Source organism: Leclercia sp. M50, assembly GCF_037150775.1.
Lineage (GTDB): Bacteria > Pseudomonadota > Gammaproteobacteria > Enterobacterales > Enterobacteriaceae > Enterobacter.
In genome coordinates this window covers 1-20,977 of record NZ_JBBCPK010000034.1, presented here as the reverse complement: position 1 = coordinate 20,977, position 20,977 = coordinate 1, and the positions used below count along the sequence as shown (strand labels likewise).

Sequence of the window (20,977 nt, the reverse complement as noted above, 5' to 3'; positions counted from 1 at the left end):
CATGGCCAGACAGCGTGGACGGGGTCGTCGCGAACTGAAGTCCGAAATCAACATTGTACCGCTGCTGGACGTGCTGCTGGTGCTGCTGCTGATCTTTATGGCGACAGCACCCATCATCACCCAGAGCGTGGAGGTTGATCTGCCGGATGCGACAGAATCTCAGGCTGTAAGTACCAATGACGATCCGCCGGTCATCATTGAGGTATCCGGAGTAGGGCAGTACAGCGTGGTGGTGGAAAAAGATCGTATGGATCAGCTGCCGCCGGAGCAGGTCATTGCGGAAGCGCAACGACGCCTGCAGTCCAATCCGAAAACGGTCTTCTTAATCGGTGGTGCGAAAGACGTGCCTTACGATGAAATAATTAAAGCGCTGAACCTGTTGCATAGCGCGGGCGTTAAGTCAGTCGGCTTGATGACGCAGCCTATTTGATTATCTGCGTACACAACAGAGTTTTTGGGAACCCATAGTGTCAAAGGCAACCGAACAAAACGATAAGCTTAAACGGGCGATAATTATCTCGGCGGTGCTGCATGTGATTCTTTTTGCAGGACTGATCTGGAGTTCGTTCGATGAGCATCTGGATGCCGCTGCCGGAGGTGGTGGAGGTTCTTCCATCGATGCCGTCATGGTCGATCCCGGCGCGGTCGTTCAGAACTATAACCGTCAGCAACAGCAGCAGGCGAGTGCAAAACGTGCTGAAGAGCAGCGTGAAAAGCAGGCGCAACAGCAGGCGGAGGAGCTGCGTGAAAAGCAGGCCGCCGAGCAGGAACGTCTGAAGCAGCTTGAGAAAGAACGTTTGCAGGCGCAGGAAGCAGCGAAAGAGCAGGCGGAGCAGCAAAAACAGGCTGAAGCCGCCGCGAAAAAAGCGCAGGAGCAGCAGAAGCAGGCGGAAGAGGCGGCAGCCAAAGCCAAAGCCGCAGCGGAAGCGAAAGCGAAGGCAGATGCTCAGGCAAAAGAAGCTGCTGAAGCCGCCGCAGCCGCAGCGAAAAAAGCTGCAGCCGATGCCCAGAAACAGGCTGAAGCCGAAGCCGCAAAAGCAGCGGCTGACGCGAAGAAAAAGGCAGAGGCGGAAGCGGCTAAGAAAGCCGCTGCCGACGCACAGAAAAAAGCCGAAGCAGAAGCTGCTAAACAAGCCGCCCAGGAAGCCGAGAAAAAAGCGGCTGCTGCAGAAAAAGCCGCGGCAGCTGAAAAGGCTGCTGCTGAAAAAGCGGCTGCTGAGAAGAAAGCGGCTGCCGCAGAAAAAGCCGCAGCCGAGAAGAAAGCCGCAGCAGAAAAAGCTGCTGCAGAAAAGAAAGCGGCTGCCGATAAAGCTGCTGCTGACAAAGCTGCTGCAGAAAAGAAAGCGGCTGCCGATAAAGCTGCTGCTGACAAAGCTGCCGCCGCGAAAGCCGCTGCCGCTAAGAAAGCCGCAGCAGAAAAAGCGGCCGCATCGGACGTTGACGACCTGTTCGGTGACTTAAGCTCAGGTAAGAATGCGCCGAAAGGCACCAACAGCGGTAGCGCAGGTGGCACTTCTCCTGCTAAAGGAAGTAAGCCAGGGCAAGGCGGTGCATCTCAGGCTGAGATTGCGTCGTATATTGCACAGGTACAGGCCGCCATTCGTGGGCATCTGTACGACTGGGATAGCTATCGCGGAAAAACCTGTACGCTTCGGGTGAATCTGGCCGCGGACGGAACCATCCTCAATGTGAAAAAAGAGGGGGGTGACGAGGCCTTCTGTCAGCAGATGTTATCTGCAACCAGCAGGATGACGAAGTTCCCGAAACCGCCTTCACAGGCTGTGTATGAAACGTTCAAAAATGCACCGCTGGACTTCAAGCCTTAAGTTTTAATTTCCCTGTGCAAACGGGGAAAAACAGGCCAGGTTTAGTCTTAGCGTTCTGGTAGTTTTGTTTATTTGGGTTTGTTAACATTCTGCTAAATTATGCGGGTAAGGTTACCCGGATATGGGAGATATGATGAAGCAGGCATTACGTGTTGCAATGAGTTTCTTAATGCTGTGGGCAGCGGTGCTGCACGCAGAAGTGCGTATCGAGATCACCCAGGGGGTGGATTCGGCACGTCCAATTGGTGTGGTTCCGTTCCAGTGGAAAGGGCCTGGTGCGGCGCCTGAAGATGCAGGCGGCGTCGTGGCAGCTGACCTGCGCAACAGCGGTAAATTCAACCCGTTAGACCGTTCGCGCCTGCCTCAGCAGCCGGGTAACGCGCAGGAAGTTCAGCCTGCGGCGTGGTCTGCACTGGGAATTGATGCCGTGGTTGTCGGTCAGGTTACCCCTAACCCGGATGGTTCATACAACGTTGCCTGGCAGCTGGTGGATACCGGTGGCGCACCGGGTACCGTGCTGGCTCAGAACTCTTACAAGGTCACTAAACAGTACCTACGCTATGCGGCCCATACGGCAAGTGATGAAGTGTTTGAGAAGCTGACCAGCATCAAAGGCGCTTTCCGCACCCGTATCGCTTACGTTGTACAGACCAACGGCGGTCAGTTCCCGTATGAGCTGCGCGTCTCTGACTACGATGGCTACAACCAGTTCACCGTTCACCGTTCACCACAGCCGCTGATGTCTCCGGCCTGGTCGCCGGATGGTTCTAAGCTGGCCTACGTGACCTTCGAAAGCGGTCGTTCGGCGCTGGTTATCCAGACGCTGTCTAACGGCGCGGTACGTCAGGTTGCCTCTTTCCCACGTCACAACGGCGCACCAGCATTCTCGCCTGACGGTTCTAAACTGGCGTTTGCCCTGTCTAAAACCGGTAGCCTGAACCTGTACGTGATGGATATCGCCTCCGGCCAGATCCGTCAGGTAACTGATGGTCGCAGCAACAACACCGAACCAACCTGGTTCCCGGACAGCCAGAACCTGGCCTTTACCTCTGACCAGGCGGGTCGTCCACAGGTCTATAAAGTTAATATTAATGGCGGTGCACCGCAGCGTATCACCTGGGAAGGTTCTCAGAACCAGGACGCCGACGTGAGCGCTGATGGTAAGTTTATGGTAATGGTCAGCTCGGCCGGTGGTCAGCAGCACATTGCTAAACAAGATCTGGGCGGGGGCGGCGTACAAGTTCTGTCGTCGACTTTCCTGGATGAAACGCCAAGTCTGGCACCTAACGGCACTATGGTTATCTACAGCTCTTCTCAGGGGATGGGATCCGTGCTGAATCTGGTTTCTACCGATGGGCGTTTCAAAGCGCGTATTCCGGCAACTGATGGACAGGTAAAATCACCTGCCTGGTCGCCGTACCTGTAATAATAATTAATTGAATAATATAGGAATCATAGAAATGCAACTGAACAAAGTGCTGAAAGGGCTGATGATCGCTCTGCCTGTTATGGCAATCGCAGCGTGTTCTTCTAACAAGAACGCCAGCAACGACCAGAGCGGCGAAGGCATGATGGGTGCCGGCACCGGTATGGACGCAAACGGCAACGGCAATATGTCTTCTGAAGAGCAGGCGCGTCTTCAGATGCAACAGCTGCAGCAGAACAACATTGTTTACTTCGATCTGGACAAGTTCGACATCCGTTCTGACTTCGCTGCGATGCTGGATGCGCACGCTAACTTCCTGCGTAGCAACCCGTCTTACAAAGTCACCGTAGAAGGTCACGCGGACGAACGTGGTACTCCTGAGTACAACATCTCTCTGGGTGAGCGTCGTGCTAACGCCGTTAAAATGTACCTGCAGGGTAAAGGCGTTTCTGCTGACCAGATCTCCATCGTTTCTTACGGTAAAGAAAAACCTGCAGTACTGGGCCACGACGAAGCGGCTTACTCCAAAAACCGTCGTGCCGTACTGGTTTACTAAGAGAATTGCATGAGCAGTAACTTCAGACATCATCTGTTGAGTCTGTCGTTACTGGTTGGTATAGCGGCCCCCTGGGCCGCTTTTGCTCAGGCACCAATCAGTAGTGTCGGCTCAGGCTCGGTAGAAGACCGGGTCACCCAACTCGAGCGTATTTCTAATGCTCACAGCCAGCTTTTAACCCAACTTCAGCAGCAGCTCTCTGACAACCAAACCGATATTGACTCACTGCGCGGACAGATCCAGGAAAGCCAGTATCAGCTCAATCAGGTTGTGGAGCGTCAGAAGCAGATCCTGTTGCAGATTGATAACCTGAATAATGGCGGCGCAGCAGCGCAATCGGCAGCAGGGGATCAGGGTGCTGCGGCAACGCCTCAGGCTGACACATCAGCCTCGACCGCTGCGCCTGTGCAGAGCGGTGATGCGAATACTGATTACAATGCGGCAATTGCCCTGGTGCAGGATAACTCGCGCCAGGACGAGGCGATGGCGGCGTTTCAGAACTTCGTGAAGAAATACCCGGATTCGACTTATCAGCCAAACGCAAATTACTGGCTGGGACAGTTGAATTACAACAAGGGTAAAAAAGACGATGCGGCATTCTATTTTGCCTCAGTCGTTAAAAATTACCCGAAATCACCGAAAGCTCCTGACGCGATGTATAAGGTCGGTGTGATCATGCAGGACAAAGGCGACACCGCAAAAGCGAAAGCCGTTTTCCAGCAGGTAGTCACAAAGTTCCCGGGCACCGAAGGGGCAAAACAAGCGCAAAAACGCCTTGCTGCGATGGGATGATTGCCGCATGACCAGAAATCGCTTTATTTCTGGTCTTGCCGCATAATTCGTAAGCAGTTAAGTGATATTCATCAAAATTTTAGTTGCGCAGAATTCTTAAATCAGTAATATATGCCGCCGTTGCCAAGGGATATCAAACACCCCAGAAGCAGCCGAAATAGTGGGTCGTTAGCTCAGTTGGTAGAGCAGTTGACTTTTAATCAATTGGTCGCAGGTTCGAATCCTGCACGACCCACCACTACTTAAATAGAAAGCAGTAGGTTAGCGTGAAGGATAACGTTGCGTCAGCAACGGCCCGTAGGGCGAGGCGAAGCCGAGTCATCCTGCACGACCCACCACTAACTAAGTAGTAAGTAGTATCCAGCGTAGTATCGGGTGATTAGCTCAGCTGGGAGAGCACCTCCCTTACAAGGAGGGGGTCGGCGGTTCGATCCCGTCATCACCCACCACTCGGGTCGTTAGCTCAGTTGGTAGAGCAGTTGACTTTTAATCAATTGGTCGCAGGTTCGAATCCTGCACGACCCACCAATTTTACTATCTTACTCAGATAGTAAACGTGAAGGATAACGTTGCGTCAGCAACGGCCCGTAGGGCGAGGCGAAGCCGAGTCATCCTGCACGACCCACCACTTACTGGTGGTACCGAGTAATAATCTTCGAAGTCAGCACCCGAAGGGGTCGTTAGCTCAGTTGGTAGAGCAGTTGACTTTTAATCAATTGGTCGCAGGTTCGAATCCTGCACGACCCACCACTTCGAAGAAAAGCAGTACATCCCGCAAGGGGTCGTTAGCTCAGTTGGTAGAGCAGTTGACTTTTAATCAATTGGTCGCAGGTTCGAATCCTGCACGACCCACCAATTTTACTTTCTGACTCAGAGAGTAAACGTGAAGGATAACGTTGCATCAGCAACGGCCCGAAGGGCGAGGCGAAGCCGAGTCATCCTGCACGACCCACCAATGTAAAAAGGCGCCCTAAAGGCGCCTTTTTGCTATCTGTTATTCCAGAATCCAAAATGCGAGGGTTTACGTAGGTCGGGTAAGCGAAGCGCCACCCGACAAATGCTGCCCGCACGCTTTTGGTGTGACTTTCCCTCTCAGATTCGCTATCTTGTTTAGTATATAAAACACAATTGCCATTACTTTGGTTTCCGCCAAAAAATAACGGCAAACTTGTTAAGCCAGTAAAACGAGAAGCCAAAATGAGTGTGATGTTTGATCCAGAAGCCGCTATCTATCCTTTCCCACCAAAGCCTGCCCCGCTGAGCCTGGACGAAAAGCAGTTTTACCGTGAGAAAATTAAGCATCTGCTCAAAGAGCGTGATGCGGTCATGGTGGCCCATTACTATACCGATCCTGAAATTCAGCAGCTTGCAGAAGAGACGGGCGGTTGTATCTCGGACTCGCTGGAGATGGCGCGCTTTGGTGCTAAGCATCCTGCTTCGACGTTGCTGGTGGCCGGGGTGCGTTTTATGGGCGAGACGGCCAAAATCCTCAGCCCGGAAAAAACGATACTGATGCCGACCCTCAATGCGGAGTGCTCGCTGGATTTAGGCTGCCCCATCGACGAATTCACCGCCTTCTGTGATGCCCACCCTGACAGAACGGTCGTCGTCTATGCCAATACCTCTGCGGCGGTTAAAGCGCGTGCCGACTGGGTTGTCACCTCCAGTATCGCCGTTGAACTGATCGAGCATCTCGACAGCCTGGGCGAGAAGATTATCTGGGCACCGGACAGACATCTTGGCAATTACGTCCAGAAACAGACCGGAGCGGATATTCTCTGCTGGCAGGGCGCCTGTATCGTCCATGATGAATTCAAAACGCAGGCGCTGGCGCGCATGAAGGGGCTCTACCCGGATGCGGCCATTCTGGTTCACCCGGAATCCCCGCAGGCGATCGTTGATATGGCGGATGCCGTCGGCTCAACCAGCCAGCTGATCGCTGCCGCGAAGACGCTGCCGCATCGCCAGTTGATTGTGGCGACCGATCGCGGCATCTTCTACAAAATGCAGCAGGCGGTGCCAGAGAAAGAGCTGCTGGAAGCACCGACCGCAGGCGAGGGGGCAACCTGTCGCAGCTGCGCGCACTGTCCGTGGATGGCCATGAACGGGCTCAAAGCGATTGCAGACGGTCTGGAGACGGGCGGAGCCGCCCATGAAATCCATGTTGATGCCGCGCTGCGAGAGGGGGCGTTAATTCCGCTTAACCGAATGCTGGATTTTGCGGCTACACTACGTCCTTAAACCACGTAAACGTAACGCTCAGGGGAAAAGATGGATTTTTTTAGCACGCAAAACATTCTGGTACATATACCGATTGGCGCTGGCGGCTATGACTTGTCATGGATTGAAGCGGTCGGGACAATTGCAGGTCTGCTCTGTATCTGGCTTGCCAGTCTGGAGAAGATCGTCAACTACGCGTTTGGCCTGGTGAACGTTACGCTGTTCGCCATCATCTTCTTCCAGATCCAGCTGTATGCCAGCCTGCTGCTGCAGCTGTTCTTCTTTGGGGCCAATATCTACGGCTGGTACGCCTGGTCCCGGCAGAACAGCCAGCAGGAGGCGGAACTGCAGATCCGCTGGCTACCGTTGCCGAAGGCCATCGGCTGGCTGGCTGCCTGCGTGGTAGCCATTGGCCTGATGACGGTCTATATCGACCCGGTGTTCGCTTTCCTGACCCGCGTAGCGGTCTCGGTGATGAATACCCTGGGGCTGAACGTCACCATGCCGGAGCTGCAGCCTGACGCCTTCCCGTTCTGGGATTCATGCATGATGGTTCTGTCGATTGCCGCCATGATCCTGATGACCCGTAAGTATGTCGAAAACTGGCTGCTGTGGGTGATTATCAACGTGATAAGCGTGGCGATCTTTGCCCTGCAGGGCGTCTACGCCATGTCGCTGGAGTATATGATCCTCACCTTCATCGCCCTGAACGGCAGCAGGATGTGGATTAACAGCGCGCGTGAACGGGGTTCACACGCGCTGGCACGTTAATGGTGGTGATGATGGGCGTGACCGGACGGGATCTCGTTGAGGTGGCAGTCCGGTCCGTTACAGGGGGTGTATTCCATCTGAATGGTGCTGTGCGCAATGGCGTAATGGTGCTCCAGAAAGTGCTGAATACGCCCCAGTAACGCATCATGATCGTGAGGCGGGATAACCTGAACATGCAGGGTCATCAGCGGTTTTTCTCCCACCATCCAGACGTGTACATGATGCACATCGCGCACTTCAGGAAGGGAGCGCGTTAAGTTGCGCTTCAGCGCCGGGATATCCAGCGTCGCCGGCGCCCCTTCCAGCAGCTCATTGACGCTCTCCTGTAGAAGCCGCCAGGCACTGCGTAACACCAGGCACGAGACTAGAATCGACAATATCGGGTCGATGGGCGTCCAGCCGGTCCAGAGGATCACCAGCGCCGCAACGATGGCTCCCACCGATCCCAGAAGATCCCCCAGCACATGCAGCGCCGCTGCCCGCACGTTGAGATTCTTTTCTCCACTGCCGCGATGCAAAATCCAGAACGCCAGGATATTGGCGATAAGCCCGGCAACGGCTACCACCATCATGGTGACACCCGCGACAGGCTGCGGATGGCGGAAACGCTGGAAGGCTTCCCAGACGATTAAAATCGTGATCAAGACCAGCGCGATGGCGTTGACGAAGGCGGCGAGGGTAGTGAGACGTAGCCAGCCAAAGGTGCGTCCGTGGCTCGGCGGGCGCCGGGCGAATATCACCGCCAGTAGCGCAAACAGCAGCGCAGCGGCGTCCGTGAACATATGACCCGCATCGGCCAGCAGCGCCAGCGAGCCAGAAACTAACCCGCCGATCACCTCAATGATCATAAAGGTGGCGGTGACGCCGAACGCCAGCGTTAAGCGTTTAGCATTTTCATCCTGTGAAGAAGGGGCGTGCGAGTGGGAGTGCGCCATGAATACTGTCCCGGTAAATTATTATTTTAAGTGTAGAGTTTTTAACATTTTGCACAAAAAATAAAGGAGAGCCGTAGCTCTCCTTCATCATAACCGCATTACCGTCAATTACTGAGTAGTGCCGTCAGTCTTTTGTTCTTGTGGGGTTCTTTCGGTATCAACTTTGCCGGATTGATCCGGACATTTACCGTCTTTACACATCGAATTCCTGTGCTGATCATCCTTGGACATGCCGTCGTTACTCATCTTACTTGGGTCGTCATTACCCATGACGGAGTTAGTGCCGCCAGTGGTTGAACTGTTGCCGGTACCATTGGTCACCCCGGTGCCGCTGGAGTTCGTTCCATCTGAATTGAGCATGGAACCCGTGCCAGTCCCCGTACCAGTACCTGTTGTGCCTGTACCTGTTGTGCCGGTGGTGCCGGTTGTACCAGAACCGGTGTTAATCTGGCTGTTGCCGGTGTTATTTGGAGCAATATTCTGGCGTGCGTCAGGCGCAACGGCCCCTGCATCAGCGGCGGCATTCGCCTGGCCATTATTGGTGTTAGAGCCGGCGGCGCTATCAGCAGCCAGTGCCGCACCGCTCGCCATCGTGAGCGAAGCTGTCAGGAAAAGGGTTGCGAGTTTAGTCATTTTCATCATGCTGCTCCTGTTCTGGTCGTTATGTTCTGGATAACTTCTTTCCACAGTGCATATGCGAAATCGATATACTGCTCAGTGGTTAAAGATGCCATGATCCCTACTTAGGTCAGTATGGAATCGCGATAAAATTTATAAATGCAGTGCATACAGTTAAAAAGTTTAGGGTGTATCTCGTTTTTCGCTACTTTGTTGCGTTTTTTAAGCGAATTCCAGGATTTATCTGTGCGTAGTGTAAAAGTGAGTTTACACTTCCTGACTGACAAGATAGATTGGAGGGATTGCATTCATTTATAAAAGTATGGCAACGCTGGAACGAACATGAATTATCAGAATGACGATTTACGCATTAAAGAGATCAACGAGTTATTACCCCCTGTAGCGCTCCTTGAGAAGTTTCCCGCCACCGAAAACGCCGCCAATACCGTTTCTCATGCCCGTAAAGCGATCCACAAGATCCTGAAAGGTAATGACGATCGTCTTCTGGTGGTTATCGGTCCATGTTCCATTCACGATCCTGCGGCGGCAAAAGAGTATGCGGCGCGACTGCTGACCCTGCGCGAAGCGCTGAAGGATGAGCTGGAAATCGTCATGCGCGTCTACTTTGAAAAGCCGCGCACCACCGTAGGCTGGAAAGGGCTGATTAACGATCCGCATATGGATGGCAGCTTCCAGATCAACGACGGTCTGCGCATCGCCCGTAAGCTGCTGCTGGACATCAACGACAGCGGTCTGCCTGCGGCGGGTGAGTTCCTCGATATGATCACCCCACAATATCTCGCAGACCTGATGAGCTGGGGCGCCATTGGCGCGCGTACCACCGAGTCTCAGGTTCACCGCGAGCTGGCGTCAGGGCTCTCCTGCCCGGTTGGTTTTAAAAATGGCACCGATGGCACCATCAAAGTGGCGATTGACGCCATTAACGCTGCCGGGGCGCCGCACTGCTTCCTCTCCGTCACCAAGTGGGGTCACTCCGCGATTGTGAACACCAGCGGGAACGGCGACTGCCATATCATTCTGCGCGGCGGCAAAGAGCCTAACTACAGCGCGGCGCACGTCGCCGAAGTGAAGGCGGGCCTGGAAAAAGCCGGTCTGGCGGCGCAGGTGATGATCGACTTCAGCCATGCTAACTCCAGCAAGCAGTTCAAAAAGCAGATGGATGTGGGCACCGATGTCTGCCAGCAGATTGCCGGCGGTGAAAAGGCGATTATCGGGGTGATGATTGAAAGCCACCTGGTGGAAGGCAATCAGAATCTGGAAGGCAGCGAGCCGCTGGTCTACGGTAAGAGCGTCACCGATGCCTGCATTGGCTGGGACGATACCGAAACGGTACTGCGCCAGCTGGCGAATGCGGTGAAAGCCCGTCGCGGCTAAAAAAAATGCCGGATTCGCATCCGGCATTCAGAACGCAGAGCCCGGTCATCGCGACCGGGCTTTTTTATTACTTGGCTTTACCCTGGTTCGCAACGGCCGCCGCTTTAGCCGCGATCTCGTCAGCGTTACCCAGATAATAGTGCTTGATTGGTTTGAAGTTTTCGTCGAACTCGTACACCAGCGGCACGCCGGTCGGGATGTTCAGCTCGAGGATCTCGTCTTCACCCATGTTGTCCAGGTATTTCACCAGCGCGCGCAGGGAGTTACCGTGCGCAGCGATGATCACGCGCTCACCGCTTTTCAGGCGTGGCAGAATGGTTTCGTTCCAGTAAGGAACAACGCGATCGATGGTCAGCGCCAGGCTTTCGGTGGTTGGCAGCTCAGCGTCAGTCAGGGATGCGTAACGCGGATCGTGGCCCGGGTAACGCTCGTCATCTTTGGTCAGCTCTGGTGGGGTGACCGCGAAGCCGCGACGCCACTGTTTAACCTGCTCGTCACCGTATTTCTCTGCGGTTTCGGCTTTGTTCAGACCCTGCAGCGCACCGTAGTGACGCTCGTTCAGCTTCCAGGACTTCTCAACCGGCAGCCAGGCCTGATCCAGTTCGTCCAGCACGTTCCACAGGGTATGGATGGCACGTTTCAGCACGGAGGTATAAGCAAAATCGAAGCTGAAGCCTTCGTCTTTCAGCAGTTTGCCCGCTGCTTTCGCTTCGCCAACACCTTTTTCAGACAGGTCAACATCATACCAACCGGTAAAGCGGTTTTCGTTGTTCCACTGGCTTTCGCCATGACGTACCAGAACCAGCTTAGTTACAGCCATATTTTACTCCTCCAGAACAAGCATTATTTGAATGATAACAATTCTCATTATATTGCTGCGGCTGAGCCGCGGGCAACGCTTAACCCTAACCATAGCGAAAATAGTGTCGCAGTGTAAGATGCTTGTGAATGAGGGGTTGTGATTTTGTCCGTAACTGGCGCTATTTTCAGCAAGATGGATAAAAAAAGCCCTCCGGCAGGAGGGCTCGTTTTTATTGCGCAATAAAGTGATATTCGGTAACGCTGATGTACTCTTCGCCCGGGCGCAGTATGCAGTCAGGCTGCGGCCATTCCCCATGATTCGGGCTATCGGGTAAGAACTCGCTCTCCAGCGCCAGACCCTGCCAGGCCCGGTATTCTCCATCTTCGCGCGCCGGGGTACCCTCGAGGAAGTTACCAGAATAGAATTGCAGGGCAGGGGCGGTGGTATAGACCGTCATCTGCAGCTTTTCATCGGCAGACCAGAGATGCGCCGCGGGCTGGCTCAGATCGCCCTGGGCATCAAGGAGGAAAGCATGATCGTAACCGTTCACCTTGCGCTGGTGGTCATCCGCCAGGAAATCCTGGGCGATAGCTTTGGTAGTGCGGAAATCAAAGCTGGTACCCGCCACCGCTTTTAATCCTTCATGGGGGATCCCCATTTCATCGACCGGCAGATAGCGCTGGGCCAGCAGTTGCAGCCTGTGGTTACGCACGTCGCTGCAGTCGCCGTCGAGGTTGAAGTAAGCGTGGTTGGTCAGATTGACCGGGCAAGGTTTATCCACGGTGGCGCGGTAGGTAATGGCGATCCGGTTGTCCTCCGTTAAGCGATAATGGACGCTCGTCGAACAGTTGCCAGGGTAGCCCTGGTCGCCATCCGGGGAGTCGAGGGCCAACAGCGCTTCGCCATCGTTCTGCTGCACAATGCGCCAGCGGCACTTGTCAAATCCATCCGGGCCGCCGTGGAGCTGGTTTTCGCCCTGGCTTGGCAGCAGGTCATAGCGCACGCCGTCCAGTTCAAAGCGGCTTTTGGCGATACGGTTGGCATAACGGCCTACCGAGGCGCCCAGGAAGGCCGTTTGCTCCACATACTGCTCAGGTGACGCACAGCCGAGCAGGGTTTCGCGGACGCTGCCGTCGGTCATCGGGACGCGGGCGGAGAGCAGCGTCGCACCCCAGTCCATCAGCGTGACGACCATCCCTGCTTCGTTGCGCAGGGTGATCAGGCGATACGGCAGGCCGTCAGGGGCGAGAACAGGTGTTTCGTTTAGCACTGGCCAGCTCCTTGTGATGCATTACAAACATAGAAAGTCTCTTTGATACCGGTTTTGGCTTCATACTGTTGTTCCACGGCTTGCTGAACAACCGGCACCAGTTCCTCCGGTACCAGCGCTACCACGCAGCCGCCGAAGCCGCCGCCGGTCATACGCACGCCGCCTTGATCGCCAATGGCGGATTTCACAATCTCAACCAGGGTGTCGATCTGTGGAACGGTGATTTCGAAGTCATCGCGCATGGAAGCATGGGACTCGGCCATCAGCTCACCCATCCGTTGCAGATCGCCTTTCTCCAGCGCAGCCGCTGCTTCTACGGTACGGGCGTTTTCGGTCAGGACGTGACGAACGCGTTTTGCCACTACCGGGTCCAGCTCGTGGGCCACTTTATTGAACTCGGTGAGCGAGACATCACGCAGTGCAGACTGCTGGAAGAAGCGCGCGCCAGTTTCACACTGTTCGCGACGGGTGTTGTACTCGCTGCCCACCAGGGTGCGTTTGAAATTACTGTTGATGATGATCACCGCCGCGCCTTTCGGCAGGCTGACCGCTTTGGTGCCCAGCGAGCGGCAGTCGATCAGTAACGCGTGGCCTTTTTTGCCCAGCGCCGAGATCAGCTGATCCATGATGCCGCAGTTACAGCCGACGAACTGGTTCTCTGCTTCCTGGCCGTTAAGGGCGATCTGCGCGCCATCCAGCGGCAGGTGATAAAGCTGCTGGAAGACGGTGCCGACAGCCACTTCCAGCGAGGCAGAGGAGCTCAGGCCCGCACCTTGTGGGACGTTGCCGCTGATCACCAGATCCGCGCCGCCAAACTCCTTGTTACGTTTTTGCAGATGCTTCACCACGCCGCGGACGTAGTTAGACCACTGCTGGCTGTCATGGGCAACAATCGGCTCATCCAGCGAAAATTCATCGATCTGGTTGTCATAATCCGCTGCCATCACGCGCACTTTGCGGTCGTCGCGTTTCGCGCAGCTGATCACCGTCTGGTAATCAATGGCGCAGGGCAGGACAAAACCGTCGTTGTAGTCGGTATGTTCGCCGATGAGGTTAACGCGGCCTGGCGCCTGGATTGCGTGCGTGGCGGGATAACCAAATTTTTCAGCAAACAGGGCGTGGGTTTTATCTTTCAGACTCATTGTTATTCTCCGGATTCGCGAAAATGGACATCACTCACTGCACGCAGACGCTCTGCGGCCTGCTCCGCCGTCAGGTCACGCTGGGTTTCTGCCAGCATCTCATAGCCGACCATAAACTTACGTACGGTGGCGGAGCGCAGCAGCGGCGGATAGAAGTGGGCGTGCAGCTGCCAGTGTTGATTCTCTTCGCCATTAAACGGTGCGCCGTGCCAGCCCATGGAATAGGGGAAGGAGCACTGGAACAGGTTGTCATAGCGGCTGGTCAGTTTTTTCAGCGCCAGCGCCAGATCGCTGCGCTGGGCGTCGCTCAGATCGGTTAACCGCAGAACGTGGGCTTTCGGCAGCAGCAGGGTCTCGAATGGCCATGCCGCCCAGTATGGCACCACCGCTAACCAGTGTTCGGTTTCCACGACGGTGCGGCTGCCATCAGCCAGCTCGCGCTGGACATAGTCCAGCAGCATGGACGACTGCTGCTCAGCGTAATAGGCTTTTTGCAGGCGATCTTCCCGCTCCACTTCGTTAGGCATAAAGCTGTTGGCCCACACCTGGCCGTGGGGATGGGGATTCGAGCAGCCCATCGCCGCGCCTTTGTTCTCGAAGACCTGCACCCAGGGATAGGTTTGTCCCAGTTCGGCGGTCTGCTCCTGCCAGGTTTTCACCACTTCGGTCAGCGCTTCTACGCTCAGCTCCGGCAGGGTTTTGCTGTGATCCGGCGAGAAACAGATTACCCGGCTGGTGCCGCGCGCGCTTTCGCAGCGCAGCAGCGGATCGTCACTCTGCGGGGCGTCCGGCGTGTCGGTCATCAGGGCGGCAAAGTCATTGGTAAAGACGAAGGTGCCTTTGTAGTCCGGGTTGATATCGCCGGTGACGCGAGTATTTCCCGGACAGAGGAAGCAGTCCGGATCGTGCTGGGGCAGTGTCTCGCTGGACGGTGTCTCCTGCGCGCCCTGCCAGGGGCGTTTGGCGCGATGCGGAGAGACCAGGATCCACTGCCCGGTTAATGGATTAAAACGACGATGCGGGTGATCGACGGGGTTAAATTGGGTCATGACAGGTCCTTAGTCCGGATAGCCTTGTGGGTGGCGAGACTGCCAGCGCCAGGTATCCTGTGCCATTTCGTCAAGCGTGCGGGAGACACGCCAGTTAAGCTCTTTATCCGCCTTCGATGCATCGGCCCAGTAGGCAGGCAGATCGCCGTCGCGACGCGGGGCGAAGTGGTAGCTCACCGGTTTGCCGCAGGCGGCGCTGAAGGCATTCACCACATCCAGCACGCTGCTGCCGACGCCCGCACCGAGGTTGTAAATGTGAACGCCCGGTTTATTGGCCAGCTGCTGCATGGCGGCGACGTGGCCGTCGGCGAGATCCATCACGTGAATGTAGTCGCGAACGCCGGTGCCGTCTGGGGTAGGGTAGTCGTTGCCGAAGACCGCCAGCGAGTCACGACGGCCTACCGCAACCTGGGCAATATAGGGCATCAGGTTATTAGGAATGCCCTGCGGATCTTCACCCATGTCGCCGGATGGGTGTGCGCCCACCGGGTTGAAATAACGCAGCAGGGCGATGCTCCACTCCGGCTGTGCTTTTTGCAGGTCGGTCAGGATCTGTTCCACCATCAGCTTGCTCTTGCCGTACGGGCTTTGCGGCGTACCGGTCGGGAAGCTTTCAACATAAGGGATTTGCGGCTGGTCGCCGTAGACGGTGGCGGAAGAACTGAAGATCAGGTTTTTGACGCCCGCCGCGCGCATGGCAGAGACCAGGCGCAGCGTGCCGTTGACGTTGTTGTCGTAATATTCCAGCGGCTTCGCCACGGATTCGCCCACCGCTTTCAGGCCAGCAAAGTGAATCACCGTATCAATGGCGTGATCGTGCAGGATCTCAGTCATCAGCGCTTCGTTACGAATATCGCCTTCGACAAAAGCAGGCTGTTTACCGGCCAGGCGCTCCATAACCGGCAGCACGCTGCGTTTACTGTTGCACAGGTTATCAAGGATGATGACGTCATGGCCATTTTGCAGCAGTTGCACACAGGTATGACTTCCTATGTAACCGCTACCACCTGTTACCAGAACTCGCATATTTCGCTCCATTAGGCTTATGGTATGAGATAATCCTAGCATAACAGAGAGCAGGAAAGTGTGACATGGGATAAAATAGTGGAATCGTTTACACTGCACAAAACGCAGCTGCTCTCCGGCTAAAAAAGGATTGTAGATCAAAGCGCTTGGGGTGGGATGTTGCAGGTTGTCCGAAAAAGAGCGGGGGCGTGGCCCCCGTCAGGATGTCAGATGCGGCCAACCTGGTAGCGATAGCCGTCGCCGTTGGCGACAAATTCCAGGCGGTGGGTGATACAGGCGGGTGCGTCTTCGGCATGGTGAGAAACAAACAGCAGCTGCGTTTCACCTTCGCTAATCAGGACATCGACAAAACGGCGAATAAGCTGGCGGTTAAGGGGATCCAGCCCCTGTAGCGGCTCGTCGAGGATCAGCAGCGTCGGGTGTTTCACCAGCGCGCGCACGATGAGTGCCAGCCGCTGCTGGCCCCACGACAGGCTGCTGAACGGGGCATCCGCAACCCGGTTATCCATCCCCAGAATATTCAGCCACTGCTGCGCCAGCTTGTGCTGCCGGTCAGACACCGCCTGATAAATCCCGATGGAGTCGAAATAACCGGACAGGATGACGTTGCGCACCGTGGTACTGACGCGGTAATCGAGGTGCAGGCTGCTGCTGACGTAGCCAATATGTTTTTTGATATCCCAGATGGTTTCGCCGCTGCCGCGACGGCGGCCAAAGAGGGTGAGATCGTTGCTGTAGCCCTGGGGGTGATCCCCGGTAATGAGGCTAAGCAGGGTCGATTTCCCGGCGCCATTAGGGCCGACAATCTGCCAGTGCTCGCCGGGATTTACCGTCCAGCTTAACTGGTTGAGGATCGGACGATCGTTATAGGAGACCACGCCGTTATTCAGCACAATCCGCGCCTCGCCCTCCGGCAAACCGTGACGCGCAGATGGCGCATCCGGTTCGGGCAGGGTAATGCCGTTCAGTTTTTCACTGTGCGCCAGTTGGGCAATCAGCGCCTGCTTCAGCAGAGCCGCTTTTTCGCCCACCGCCGTCAGGGTGCAGTCGGCCAGCACCCCCGCGTGCTGGACAAAATCGGGGATCTCGTCAAAACGGTTCAGGACCAGCACCAGGGTATAGCCCTGCTGATTAAGCGAGGCCAGCAGATCCGCCAGCTGGCTGCGGGATTGCACGTCGAGGCCGTCAAAAGGTTCATCCAGGATCAGCAGGTCGGGGTCGGCCATCAGGGCCTGGCACAGCAATGTTTTGCGGGTTTCACCGGTAGAAAGATACTTGAAACGTCTCTCCAGCAGGTAAGTGATGCCGAACTGTTCCGCCAGCTGGCGGCAACGGACGTCGTCTTTGATCTCGTCCTGAATGATTTCAGCGGCGGTTCGGCCAGTATCATCTTCATCGGGGCTGAGCATATCGGTGTTGTTACGCTGCCACTCGTCGCTGACCAGTTTCTGCAGTTGCTCGAAGGAGAGGCGGGTCACGCGGGTGAAACTGCTCTGGCGTTCGCCCTTCAGCAGCGTCAGCTCGCCAGCCAGGGCGCGGGCGAGGGCAGATTTGCCGCTGCCGTTACTGCCCACAAAAGCCCAGCTTTCACCACCATTCAACGTAAAATCAGCGAGGGTGAGCGTGCGCGTGTCGCTAAGACGAAACGTGCCTTGCGAAATTTGCAATGATGACATGATTTATCCCATTTTTTGCAGCAATAAGCATCAGGGATAACCCACTGTCGGCACACATGTCAATGCGCTTAGCACAACGTGGCGATAATCACCCGGTCGGCATTAAAATATGCGGTCGCCTCAGCACCTTCTTCTAAATCCTGGCTCTGGGCCGCAGGCACGGTGGCGCAGAGCGTCTGGCCGTCGGGCAGGGTCATCAGCACTTCACACTGCTCGTCGCCACGGTCGATATGGTTGATAACTCCCTGTAGCTGGTTATCCGCCTGTTTTGCCGTTTCCCTGTCCAGCGTGATGTTGACCCATGGCGCTTTCAACAGCACCAGCACCTCTTTGCCCTCATCCAGCCCCAGCCGCTTGCCGCTCTGGGCCGTAATGGCAACTTTCAGGCGGGTGGTGCCGTCGGCGAGTAAAATATCGACATGCTGCTGGACCTGGTCATCATCGCGGGCGGTGACCGTGCCAAACCATTGGTTGCGGGCGCTGGTTTGCAAAGAGAAACGCGAGATGGCGCCGAGCAGGCTGTCCAGCGGCAGGGCGTCGTCATCGCTTAAAACATCAAAGGCCTTTTGCTGGATCTGCGCCAGCAGGTCATAGAGCTGGATCAGCCGCTGCCCGTAGCGCGTCAGGATGGCACCGCCGCCGCCTTTGCCGCCGGTGGCGCGATCGACCAGGGTCTGTTCGCTCAGCGTGTTCATCTCGTTGATAGCATCCCACGCGCTTTTATAGCTAATGCCAGCGTTTTTTGCCCCCTGGCTGATGGAGCCGGTTTGCTCAATTTGCTTGAGCAGGGCAATGCGGCGGGGATCGGCGAACAGTTTTTGCGAAAGACGTAGGGTGAGGAGAATTTCGGCCTGCATAACAATGTCCTGGCAAAAGGGTTATTGTGACGTAATTCGTTACCGGCGCAAACTGTACCGCACAAAAGGGGATGTAATTCTCGCTTTTCCGGTTAGAATAAGGCAATTCACATTGTCTGGAGAAAGCCATGTTAGAGTTGCTGAAAAGTCTGGTATTCGCCGTGATCATGGTACCAGTGGTGATGGCTATCATCCTCGGTGCCATCTACGGCCTGGGTGAGGTGTTCAACATCTTTTCCAATGTCGGCCACAGAAAACAGCCGAAAAAACAGCATTAATTCCCTTTAAAAACGCCCGGTTCCGCCGGGCGTTTTGCTCTCAAGTTTCCCCCTTCCTCGCCGATACTATTTTCAGGACAAAATTGATCTACTCCCCGATCGGTACGATTTAACGCTGGGCAAACCTGACGGTTATCGTTATATTTCAATTTATATAACGGTCTTTGCAGGAGCTTTAAATGAAACGTACATGGTCAGGATTGGTTACCGGCGTGACGCTGACACTCACGCTGGCCGGCCAGGCGCTAGCAGACGAAGGCAAGATCACCGTCTTTGCCGCCGCATCACTGACGAACGCAATGCAGGATATTGCCGCGGTGTATAAAAAAGAGACAAACGTCGACGTGGTGTCGTCATTTGCCTCTTCGTCCACTCTGGCGCGACAGATTGAAGCAGGCGCCCCTGCCGACCTCTTTATCTCGGCCGATCAGAAGTGGATGGATTACGCCGTCGATAAAAAAGCGGTTGATGCGGCGAGCCGTGTCACCCTGCTCGGCAACAGCCTGGTTGTGGTGGCGCCGAAAGCCAGCGCCCAGGGCGAGGTGGCTATCAACAAGGAGACGCCCTGGAGCAGCCTGCTGAAAGGGGGGCGTCTGGCGGTGGGCGATCCGGAACACGTTCCGGCAGGCATTTACGCTAAAGAGGCGCTGCAAAAACTGGGTGCCTGGGAGACGCTGGCTCCTGAACTGGCGCCTGCGGAAGATGTGCGTGGCGCACTGGCGCTGGTGGCGCGCAATGAAGCGCCGCTTGGGATCGTCTACGGTTCCGATGCGGTTGCTGAAAAAGGGGTGAAAGTGGTGGGTACGTTCCCTGAAGACTCGCATAAGAAAGTGGAATATCCTGTGGCCATCATTGATGGACATAAAAACGCAACCGTCAGCGCCTTTTACGATTATCTGAAGGGGCCGCAGGCGTCTGCCATCTTTAAACGTTACGGATTTACGACGCACGAATGATATTGACCGATCCCGAATGGCAGGCCGTGCTGCTGAGCCTGAAAGTCTCTTCCCTCGCGGTTGCATTGAGTTTGCCCTTTGGGGTCTTTTTCGCCTGGTTACTGGTTCGCTGTCAGTTTCCGGGCAAAGCACTCCTCGACAGTATTTTGCACCTGCCTCTGGTGCTACCGCCGGTGGTGGTAGGGTATCTGCTGCTGATTGCCATGGGGCGGCGCGGTTTTATCGGCGAGCGCCTGTATGAGTGGTTTGGCATTAGCTTTGCCTTCAGCTGGCGCGGCGCCGTGCTGGCGGCGGCGGTGATGTCATTCCCGCTGATGGTACGGGCGATCCGCCTGGCGCTGGAAGGGGTCGATCTTAAACTTGAACAGGCGGCCCGTACCCTCGGGGCCGGGCGCTGGCGCGTCTTTTTCACCATTACGCTTCCCCTGACGCTGCCGGGCATTATTGTCGGCACGGTGCTGGCATTTGCCCGCTCGCTGGGGGAGTTTGGCGCCACCATCACTTTTGTTTCCAACATTCCGGGCGAAACACGCACTCTCCCGTCGGCCATGTATACCCTGATCCAGACCCCGGGTGGCGAGGGGGCTGCGGTGCGGTTGTGCCTGATCTCCATTGTGCTGGCGCTGGTGTCGCTGCTGGTGTCGGAGTGGCTGGCGCGCATCAGCCGTGAACGGATGGGGAAATAATCATGCTGGAACTCAATTTTACCCAGACGCTGGGCGATCACTGCCTGACCCTCAACGAAACCCTGCCAGCCAGCGGCATTACCGCCATTTTTGGCGTCTCCGGCGCGGGCAAAACGTCGCTAATCAACGCGATAAGCGGGCTGACGCGACCTCAGACGGGGCGGATCGTACTCAACGATCGGGTGCTGAACGATGCCGAAAAGCGTATTTTTCTCGCGCCAGAAAAGCGCCGGATTGGTTATGTCTTCCAGGACGCCAGGCTGTTTCCCCATTACAAAGTACTGGGCAACCTGCGTTACGGCATGGCGAAAAGCATGGCCGGGCAGTTCGATAAGCTGGTGGCTTTGCTGGGCATTGAGCACCTGCTTGACCGGCTGCCGTCGTCGCTGTCGGGCGGCGAAAAGCAGCGCGTGGCGATAGGCCGGGCGCTGCTTACTGCCCCGGAACTGCTGCTGCTGGACGAACCGCTGGCCTCCCTCGATATCCCCCGTAAGCGCGAGCTGCTGCCTTATCTGCAGCGCCTGGCCCGCGAAATCAACATCCCGATGCTCTATGTGAGCCATTCGCTGGATGAGATCCTGCATCTGGCCGATAAGGTACTGGTGCTGGAAAATGGCAGCGTGAAAGCGTTCGGTAATCTGGAAGAGGTGTGGGGGAGCAGCGTAATGCATCCCTGGCTGCCGCAGGAGCAGCAAA

The 20,977-nt window shown here is 55.9% G+C and carries 21 protein-coding genes and 5 tRNA genes; 17 read left to right on the top strand and 9 right to left on the bottom strand.

Annotated elements, in window-relative coordinates; all coding sequences use genetic code 11:
- The first annotated feature begins 1 nt into the window (after position 1).
- The 12 genes from tolR to pnuC all read left to right on the top strand — a co-directional run bounded on the left by tolR (position 2) and on the right by pnuC (position 7,591).
- Positions 2–430 carry a colicin uptake protein TolR gene (gene tolR, locus WFM46_RS10480; RefSeq protein WP_039029343.1) on the top strand — a complete coding sequence of 143 codons (429 nt, stop codon included), beginning with the start codon at positions 2–4 and terminating at the stop codon, positions 428–430.
- Positions 431–467: 37 nt separating this feature from the next.
- A complete protein-coding gene (gene tolA, locus WFM46_RS10475; protein ID WP_336997592.1) occupies positions 468–1,826 on the top strand; it encodes a cell envelope integrity protein TolA in 1,359 nt (452 codons plus the stop codon).
- A gap of 133 nt (positions 1,827–1,959) precedes the next feature.
- Positions 1,960–3,252: a Tol-Pal system beta propeller repeat protein TolB gene (gene tolB, locus WFM46_RS10470; RefSeq protein WP_336997598.1), complete on the top strand. Its 1,293-nt coding sequence runs from the start codon at positions 1,960–1,962 to the stop codon at positions 3,250–3,252.
- 34 nt (positions 3,253–3,286) lie between these two features.
- Positions 3,287–3,808, top strand: a complete 522-nt coding sequence (gene pal, locus WFM46_RS10465) for a peptidoglycan-associated lipoprotein Pal (RefSeq protein ID WP_032617096.1) — start codon at positions 3,287–3,289, stop codon at positions 3,806–3,808.
- Between the two features lie 9 nt (positions 3,809–3,817).
- Complete coding sequence (gene cpoB, locus WFM46_RS10460; protein ID WP_336997591.1) at positions 3,818–4,600, top strand: cell division protein CpoB; 783 nt, start codon at positions 3,818–3,820, stop codon at positions 4,598–4,600.
- Between the two features lie 162 nt (positions 4,601–4,762).
- Positions 4,763–4,838, top strand: a tRNA-Lys gene (locus tag WFM46_RS10455).
- 135 nt (positions 4,839–4,973) lie between these two features.
- Positions 4,974–5,049 (top strand) — tRNA-Val (locus WFM46_RS10450).
- Between the two features lie 3 nt (positions 5,050–5,052).
- A tRNA-Lys gene (locus WFM46_RS10445) sits at positions 5,053–5,128 on the top strand.
- Between the two features lie 146 nt (positions 5,129–5,274).
- Positions 5,275–5,350 (top strand) — tRNA-Lys (locus WFM46_RS10440).
- Between the two features lie 29 nt (positions 5,351–5,379).
- Positions 5,380–5,455: transfer RNA gene (locus WFM46_RS10435), tRNA-Lys, on the top strand.
- A gap of 342 nt (positions 5,456–5,797) precedes the next feature.
- Complete coding sequence (nadA, locus tag WFM46_RS10430; protein WP_336997590.1) at positions 5,798–6,841, top strand: quinolinate synthase NadA; 1,044 nt, start codon at positions 5,798–5,800, stop codon at positions 6,839–6,841.
- 30 nt (positions 6,842–6,871) lie between these two features.
- A complete protein-coding gene (gene pnuC, locus WFM46_RS10425; protein WP_220435625.1) occupies positions 6,872–7,591 on the top strand; it encodes a nicotinamide riboside transporter PnuC in 720 nt (239 codons plus the stop codon).
- Here the strand turns inward: pnuC and zitB are convergent.
- Positions 7,588–8,526 carry a CDF family zinc transporter ZitB gene (gene zitB / locus WFM46_RS10420; protein ID WP_103178733.1) on the bottom strand — a complete coding sequence of 313 codons (939 nt, stop codon included), beginning with the start codon at positions 8,524–8,526 and terminating at the stop codon, positions 7,588–7,590. The genes pnuC and zitB overlap by 4 nt on opposite strands.
- Positions 8,527–8,634: 108 nt before the next feature.
- Positions 8,635–9,165 (bottom strand): protein YbgS, encoded by a 531-nt coding sequence (locus tag WFM46_RS23835; RefSeq protein WP_442913455.1) that lies wholly within the window; start codon positions 9,163–9,165, stop codon positions 8,635–8,637.
- 321 nt (positions 9,166–9,486) lie between these two features.
- Here WFM46_RS23835 and aroG point away from each other — a divergent pair, with 321 nt between their 5' ends.
- On the top strand, positions 9,487–10,539 hold the full coding sequence (aroG, locus tag WFM46_RS10405) for a 3-deoxy-7-phosphoheptulonate synthase AroG (RefSeq protein ID WP_103178735.1): 1,053 nt from the start codon (positions 9,487–9,489) through the stop codon (positions 10,537–10,539).
- A gap of 67 nt (positions 10,540–10,606) precedes the next feature.
- Here the strand turns inward: aroG and gpmA are convergent, their stop codons facing one another.
- The 7 genes from gpmA to modE form a co-directional block, all read right to left on the bottom strand.
- Positions 10,607–11,359 (bottom strand): 2,3-diphosphoglycerate-dependent phosphoglycerate mutase, encoded by a 753-nt coding sequence (gpmA, locus tag WFM46_RS10400; protein WP_103178736.1) that lies wholly within the window; start codon positions 11,357–11,359, stop codon positions 10,607–10,609.
- A gap of 211 nt (positions 11,360–11,570) precedes the next feature.
- Positions 11,571–12,611, bottom strand: a complete 1,041-nt coding sequence (gene galM, locus WFM46_RS10395) for a galactose-1-epimerase (protein ID WP_336997589.1) — start codon at positions 12,609–12,611, stop codon at positions 11,571–11,573.
- Positions 12,605–13,753, bottom strand: a complete 1,149-nt coding sequence (galK, locus tag WFM46_RS10390; RefSeq protein ID WP_114387637.1) for a galactokinase — start codon at positions 13,751–13,753, stop codon at positions 12,605–12,607. Before galK ends, galM begins: the two co-directional genes overlap by 7 nt.
- A 2-nt stretch (positions 13,754–13,755) precedes the next feature.
- Positions 13,756–14,802 (bottom strand): galactose-1-phosphate uridylyltransferase, encoded by a 1,047-nt coding sequence (gene galT, locus WFM46_RS10385; RefSeq protein ID WP_103178739.1) that lies wholly within the window; start codon positions 14,800–14,802, stop codon positions 13,756–13,758.
- A gap of 9 nt (positions 14,803–14,811) precedes the next feature.
- On the bottom strand, positions 14,812–15,828 hold the full coding sequence (gene galE, locus WFM46_RS10380) for a UDP-glucose 4-epimerase GalE (protein WP_103178740.1): 1,017 nt from the start codon (positions 15,826–15,828) through the stop codon (positions 14,812–14,814).
- A 206-nt stretch (positions 15,829–16,034) separates the two neighbouring features.
- Complete coding sequence (gene modF, locus WFM46_RS10375; RefSeq protein ID WP_180210141.1) at positions 16,035–17,504, bottom strand: molybdate ABC transporter ATP-binding protein ModF; 1,470 nt, start codon at positions 17,502–17,504, stop codon at positions 16,035–16,037.
- A gap of 68 nt (positions 17,505–17,572) precedes the next feature.
- Entirely contained in the window at positions 17,573–18,361 is a 789-nt protein-coding gene (gene modE / locus WFM46_RS10370) for a molybdenum-dependent transcriptional regulator (RefSeq protein ID WP_156654114.1), read from the bottom strand.
- A 128-nt stretch (positions 18,362–18,489) separates the two neighbouring features.
- Here modE and WFM46_RS10365 point away from each other — a divergent pair, with 128 nt between their 5' ends.
- The 4 genes from WFM46_RS10365 to modC form a co-directional block, all read left to right on the top strand.
- On the top strand, positions 18,490–18,639 hold the full coding sequence (locus tag WFM46_RS10365) for an AcrZ family multidrug efflux pump-associated protein (protein ID WP_103178743.1): 150 nt from the start codon (positions 18,490–18,492) through the stop codon (positions 18,637–18,639).
- Between the two features lie 179 nt (positions 18,640–18,818).
- A complete protein-coding gene (gene modA, locus WFM46_RS10360) occupies positions 18,819–19,595 on the top strand; it encodes a molybdate ABC transporter substrate-binding protein (RefSeq protein WP_336997588.1) in 777 nt (258 codons plus the stop codon).
- Complete coding sequence (gene modB, locus WFM46_RS10355) at positions 19,592–20,281, top strand: molybdate ABC transporter permease subunit (protein WP_336997587.1); 690 nt, start codon at positions 19,592–19,594, stop codon at positions 20,279–20,281. Before modA ends, modB begins: the two co-directional genes overlap by 4 nt.
- 2 nt (positions 20,282–20,283) lie before the next feature.
- The coding region (gene modC / locus WFM46_RS10350) for a molybdenum ABC transporter ATP-binding protein ModC (protein ID WP_336997586.1) at positions 20,284–20,977 on the top strand (694 nt) is incomplete at its 3' end.

Coding starts and splice junctions, on each gene's coding strand:
- tolR (WP_039029343.1), top strand. CDS start 2: ATGGCCAGACAGCGTGGACGGGGTCGTCGCGAACTGAAGTCCGAAATC.
- tolB (WP_336997598.1), top strand. CDS start 1,960: ATGAAGCAGGCATTACGTGTTGCAATGAGTTTCTTAATGCTGTGGGCA.
- pal (WP_032617096.1), top strand. CDS start 3,287: ATGCAACTGAACAAAGTGCTGAAAGGGCTGATGATCGCTCTGCCTGTT.
- cpoB (WP_336997591.1), top strand. CDS start 3,818: ATGAGCAGTAACTTCAGACATCATCTGTTGAGTCTGTCGTTACTGGTT.
- nadA (WP_336997590.1), top strand. CDS start 5,798: ATGAGTGTGATGTTTGATCCAGAAGCCGCTATCTATCCTTTCCCACCA.
- pnuC (WP_220435625.1), top strand. CDS start 6,872: ATGGATTTTTTTAGCACGCAAAACATTCTGGTACATATACCGATTGGC.
- zitB (WP_103178733.1), bottom strand. CDS start 8,526: ATGGCGCACTCCCACTCGCACGCCCCTTCTTCACAGGATGAAAATGCT.
- WFM46_RS23835 (WP_442913455.1), bottom strand. CDS start 9,165: ATGAAAATGACTAAACTCGCAACCCTTTTCCTGACAGCTTCGCTCACG.
- aroG (WP_103178735.1), top strand. CDS start 9,487: ATGAATTATCAGAATGACGATTTACGCATTAAAGAGATCAACGAGTTA.
- gpmA (WP_103178736.1), bottom strand. CDS start 11,359: ATGGCTGTAACTAAGCTGGTTCTGGTACGTCATGGCGAAAGCCAGTGG.
- galK (WP_114387637.1), bottom strand. CDS start 13,753: ATGAGTCTGAAAGATAAAACCCACGCCCTGTTTGCTGAAAAATTTGGT.
- galT (WP_103178739.1), bottom strand. CDS start 14,802: ATGACCCAATTTAACCCCGTCGATCACCCGCATCGTCGTTTTAATCCA.
- galE (WP_103178740.1), bottom strand. CDS start 15,828: ATGCGAGTTCTGGTAACAGGTGGTAGCGGTTACATAGGAAGTCATACC.
- modF (WP_180210141.1), bottom strand. CDS start 17,504: ATGTCATCATTGCAAATTTCGCAAGGCACGTTTCGTCTTAGCGACACG.
- modE (WP_156654114.1), bottom strand. CDS start 18,361: ATGCAGGCCGAAATTCTCCTCACCCTACGTCTTTCGCAAAAACTGTTC.
- WFM46_RS10365 (WP_103178743.1), top strand. CDS start 18,490: ATGTTAGAGTTGCTGAAAAGTCTGGTATTCGCCGTGATCATGGTACCA.
- modA (WP_336997588.1), top strand. CDS start 18,819: ATGAAACGTACATGGTCAGGATTGGTTACCGGCGTGACGCTGACACTC.
- modB (WP_336997587.1), top strand. CDS start 19,592: ATGATATTGACCGATCCCGAATGGCAGGCCGTGCTGCTGAGCCTGAAA.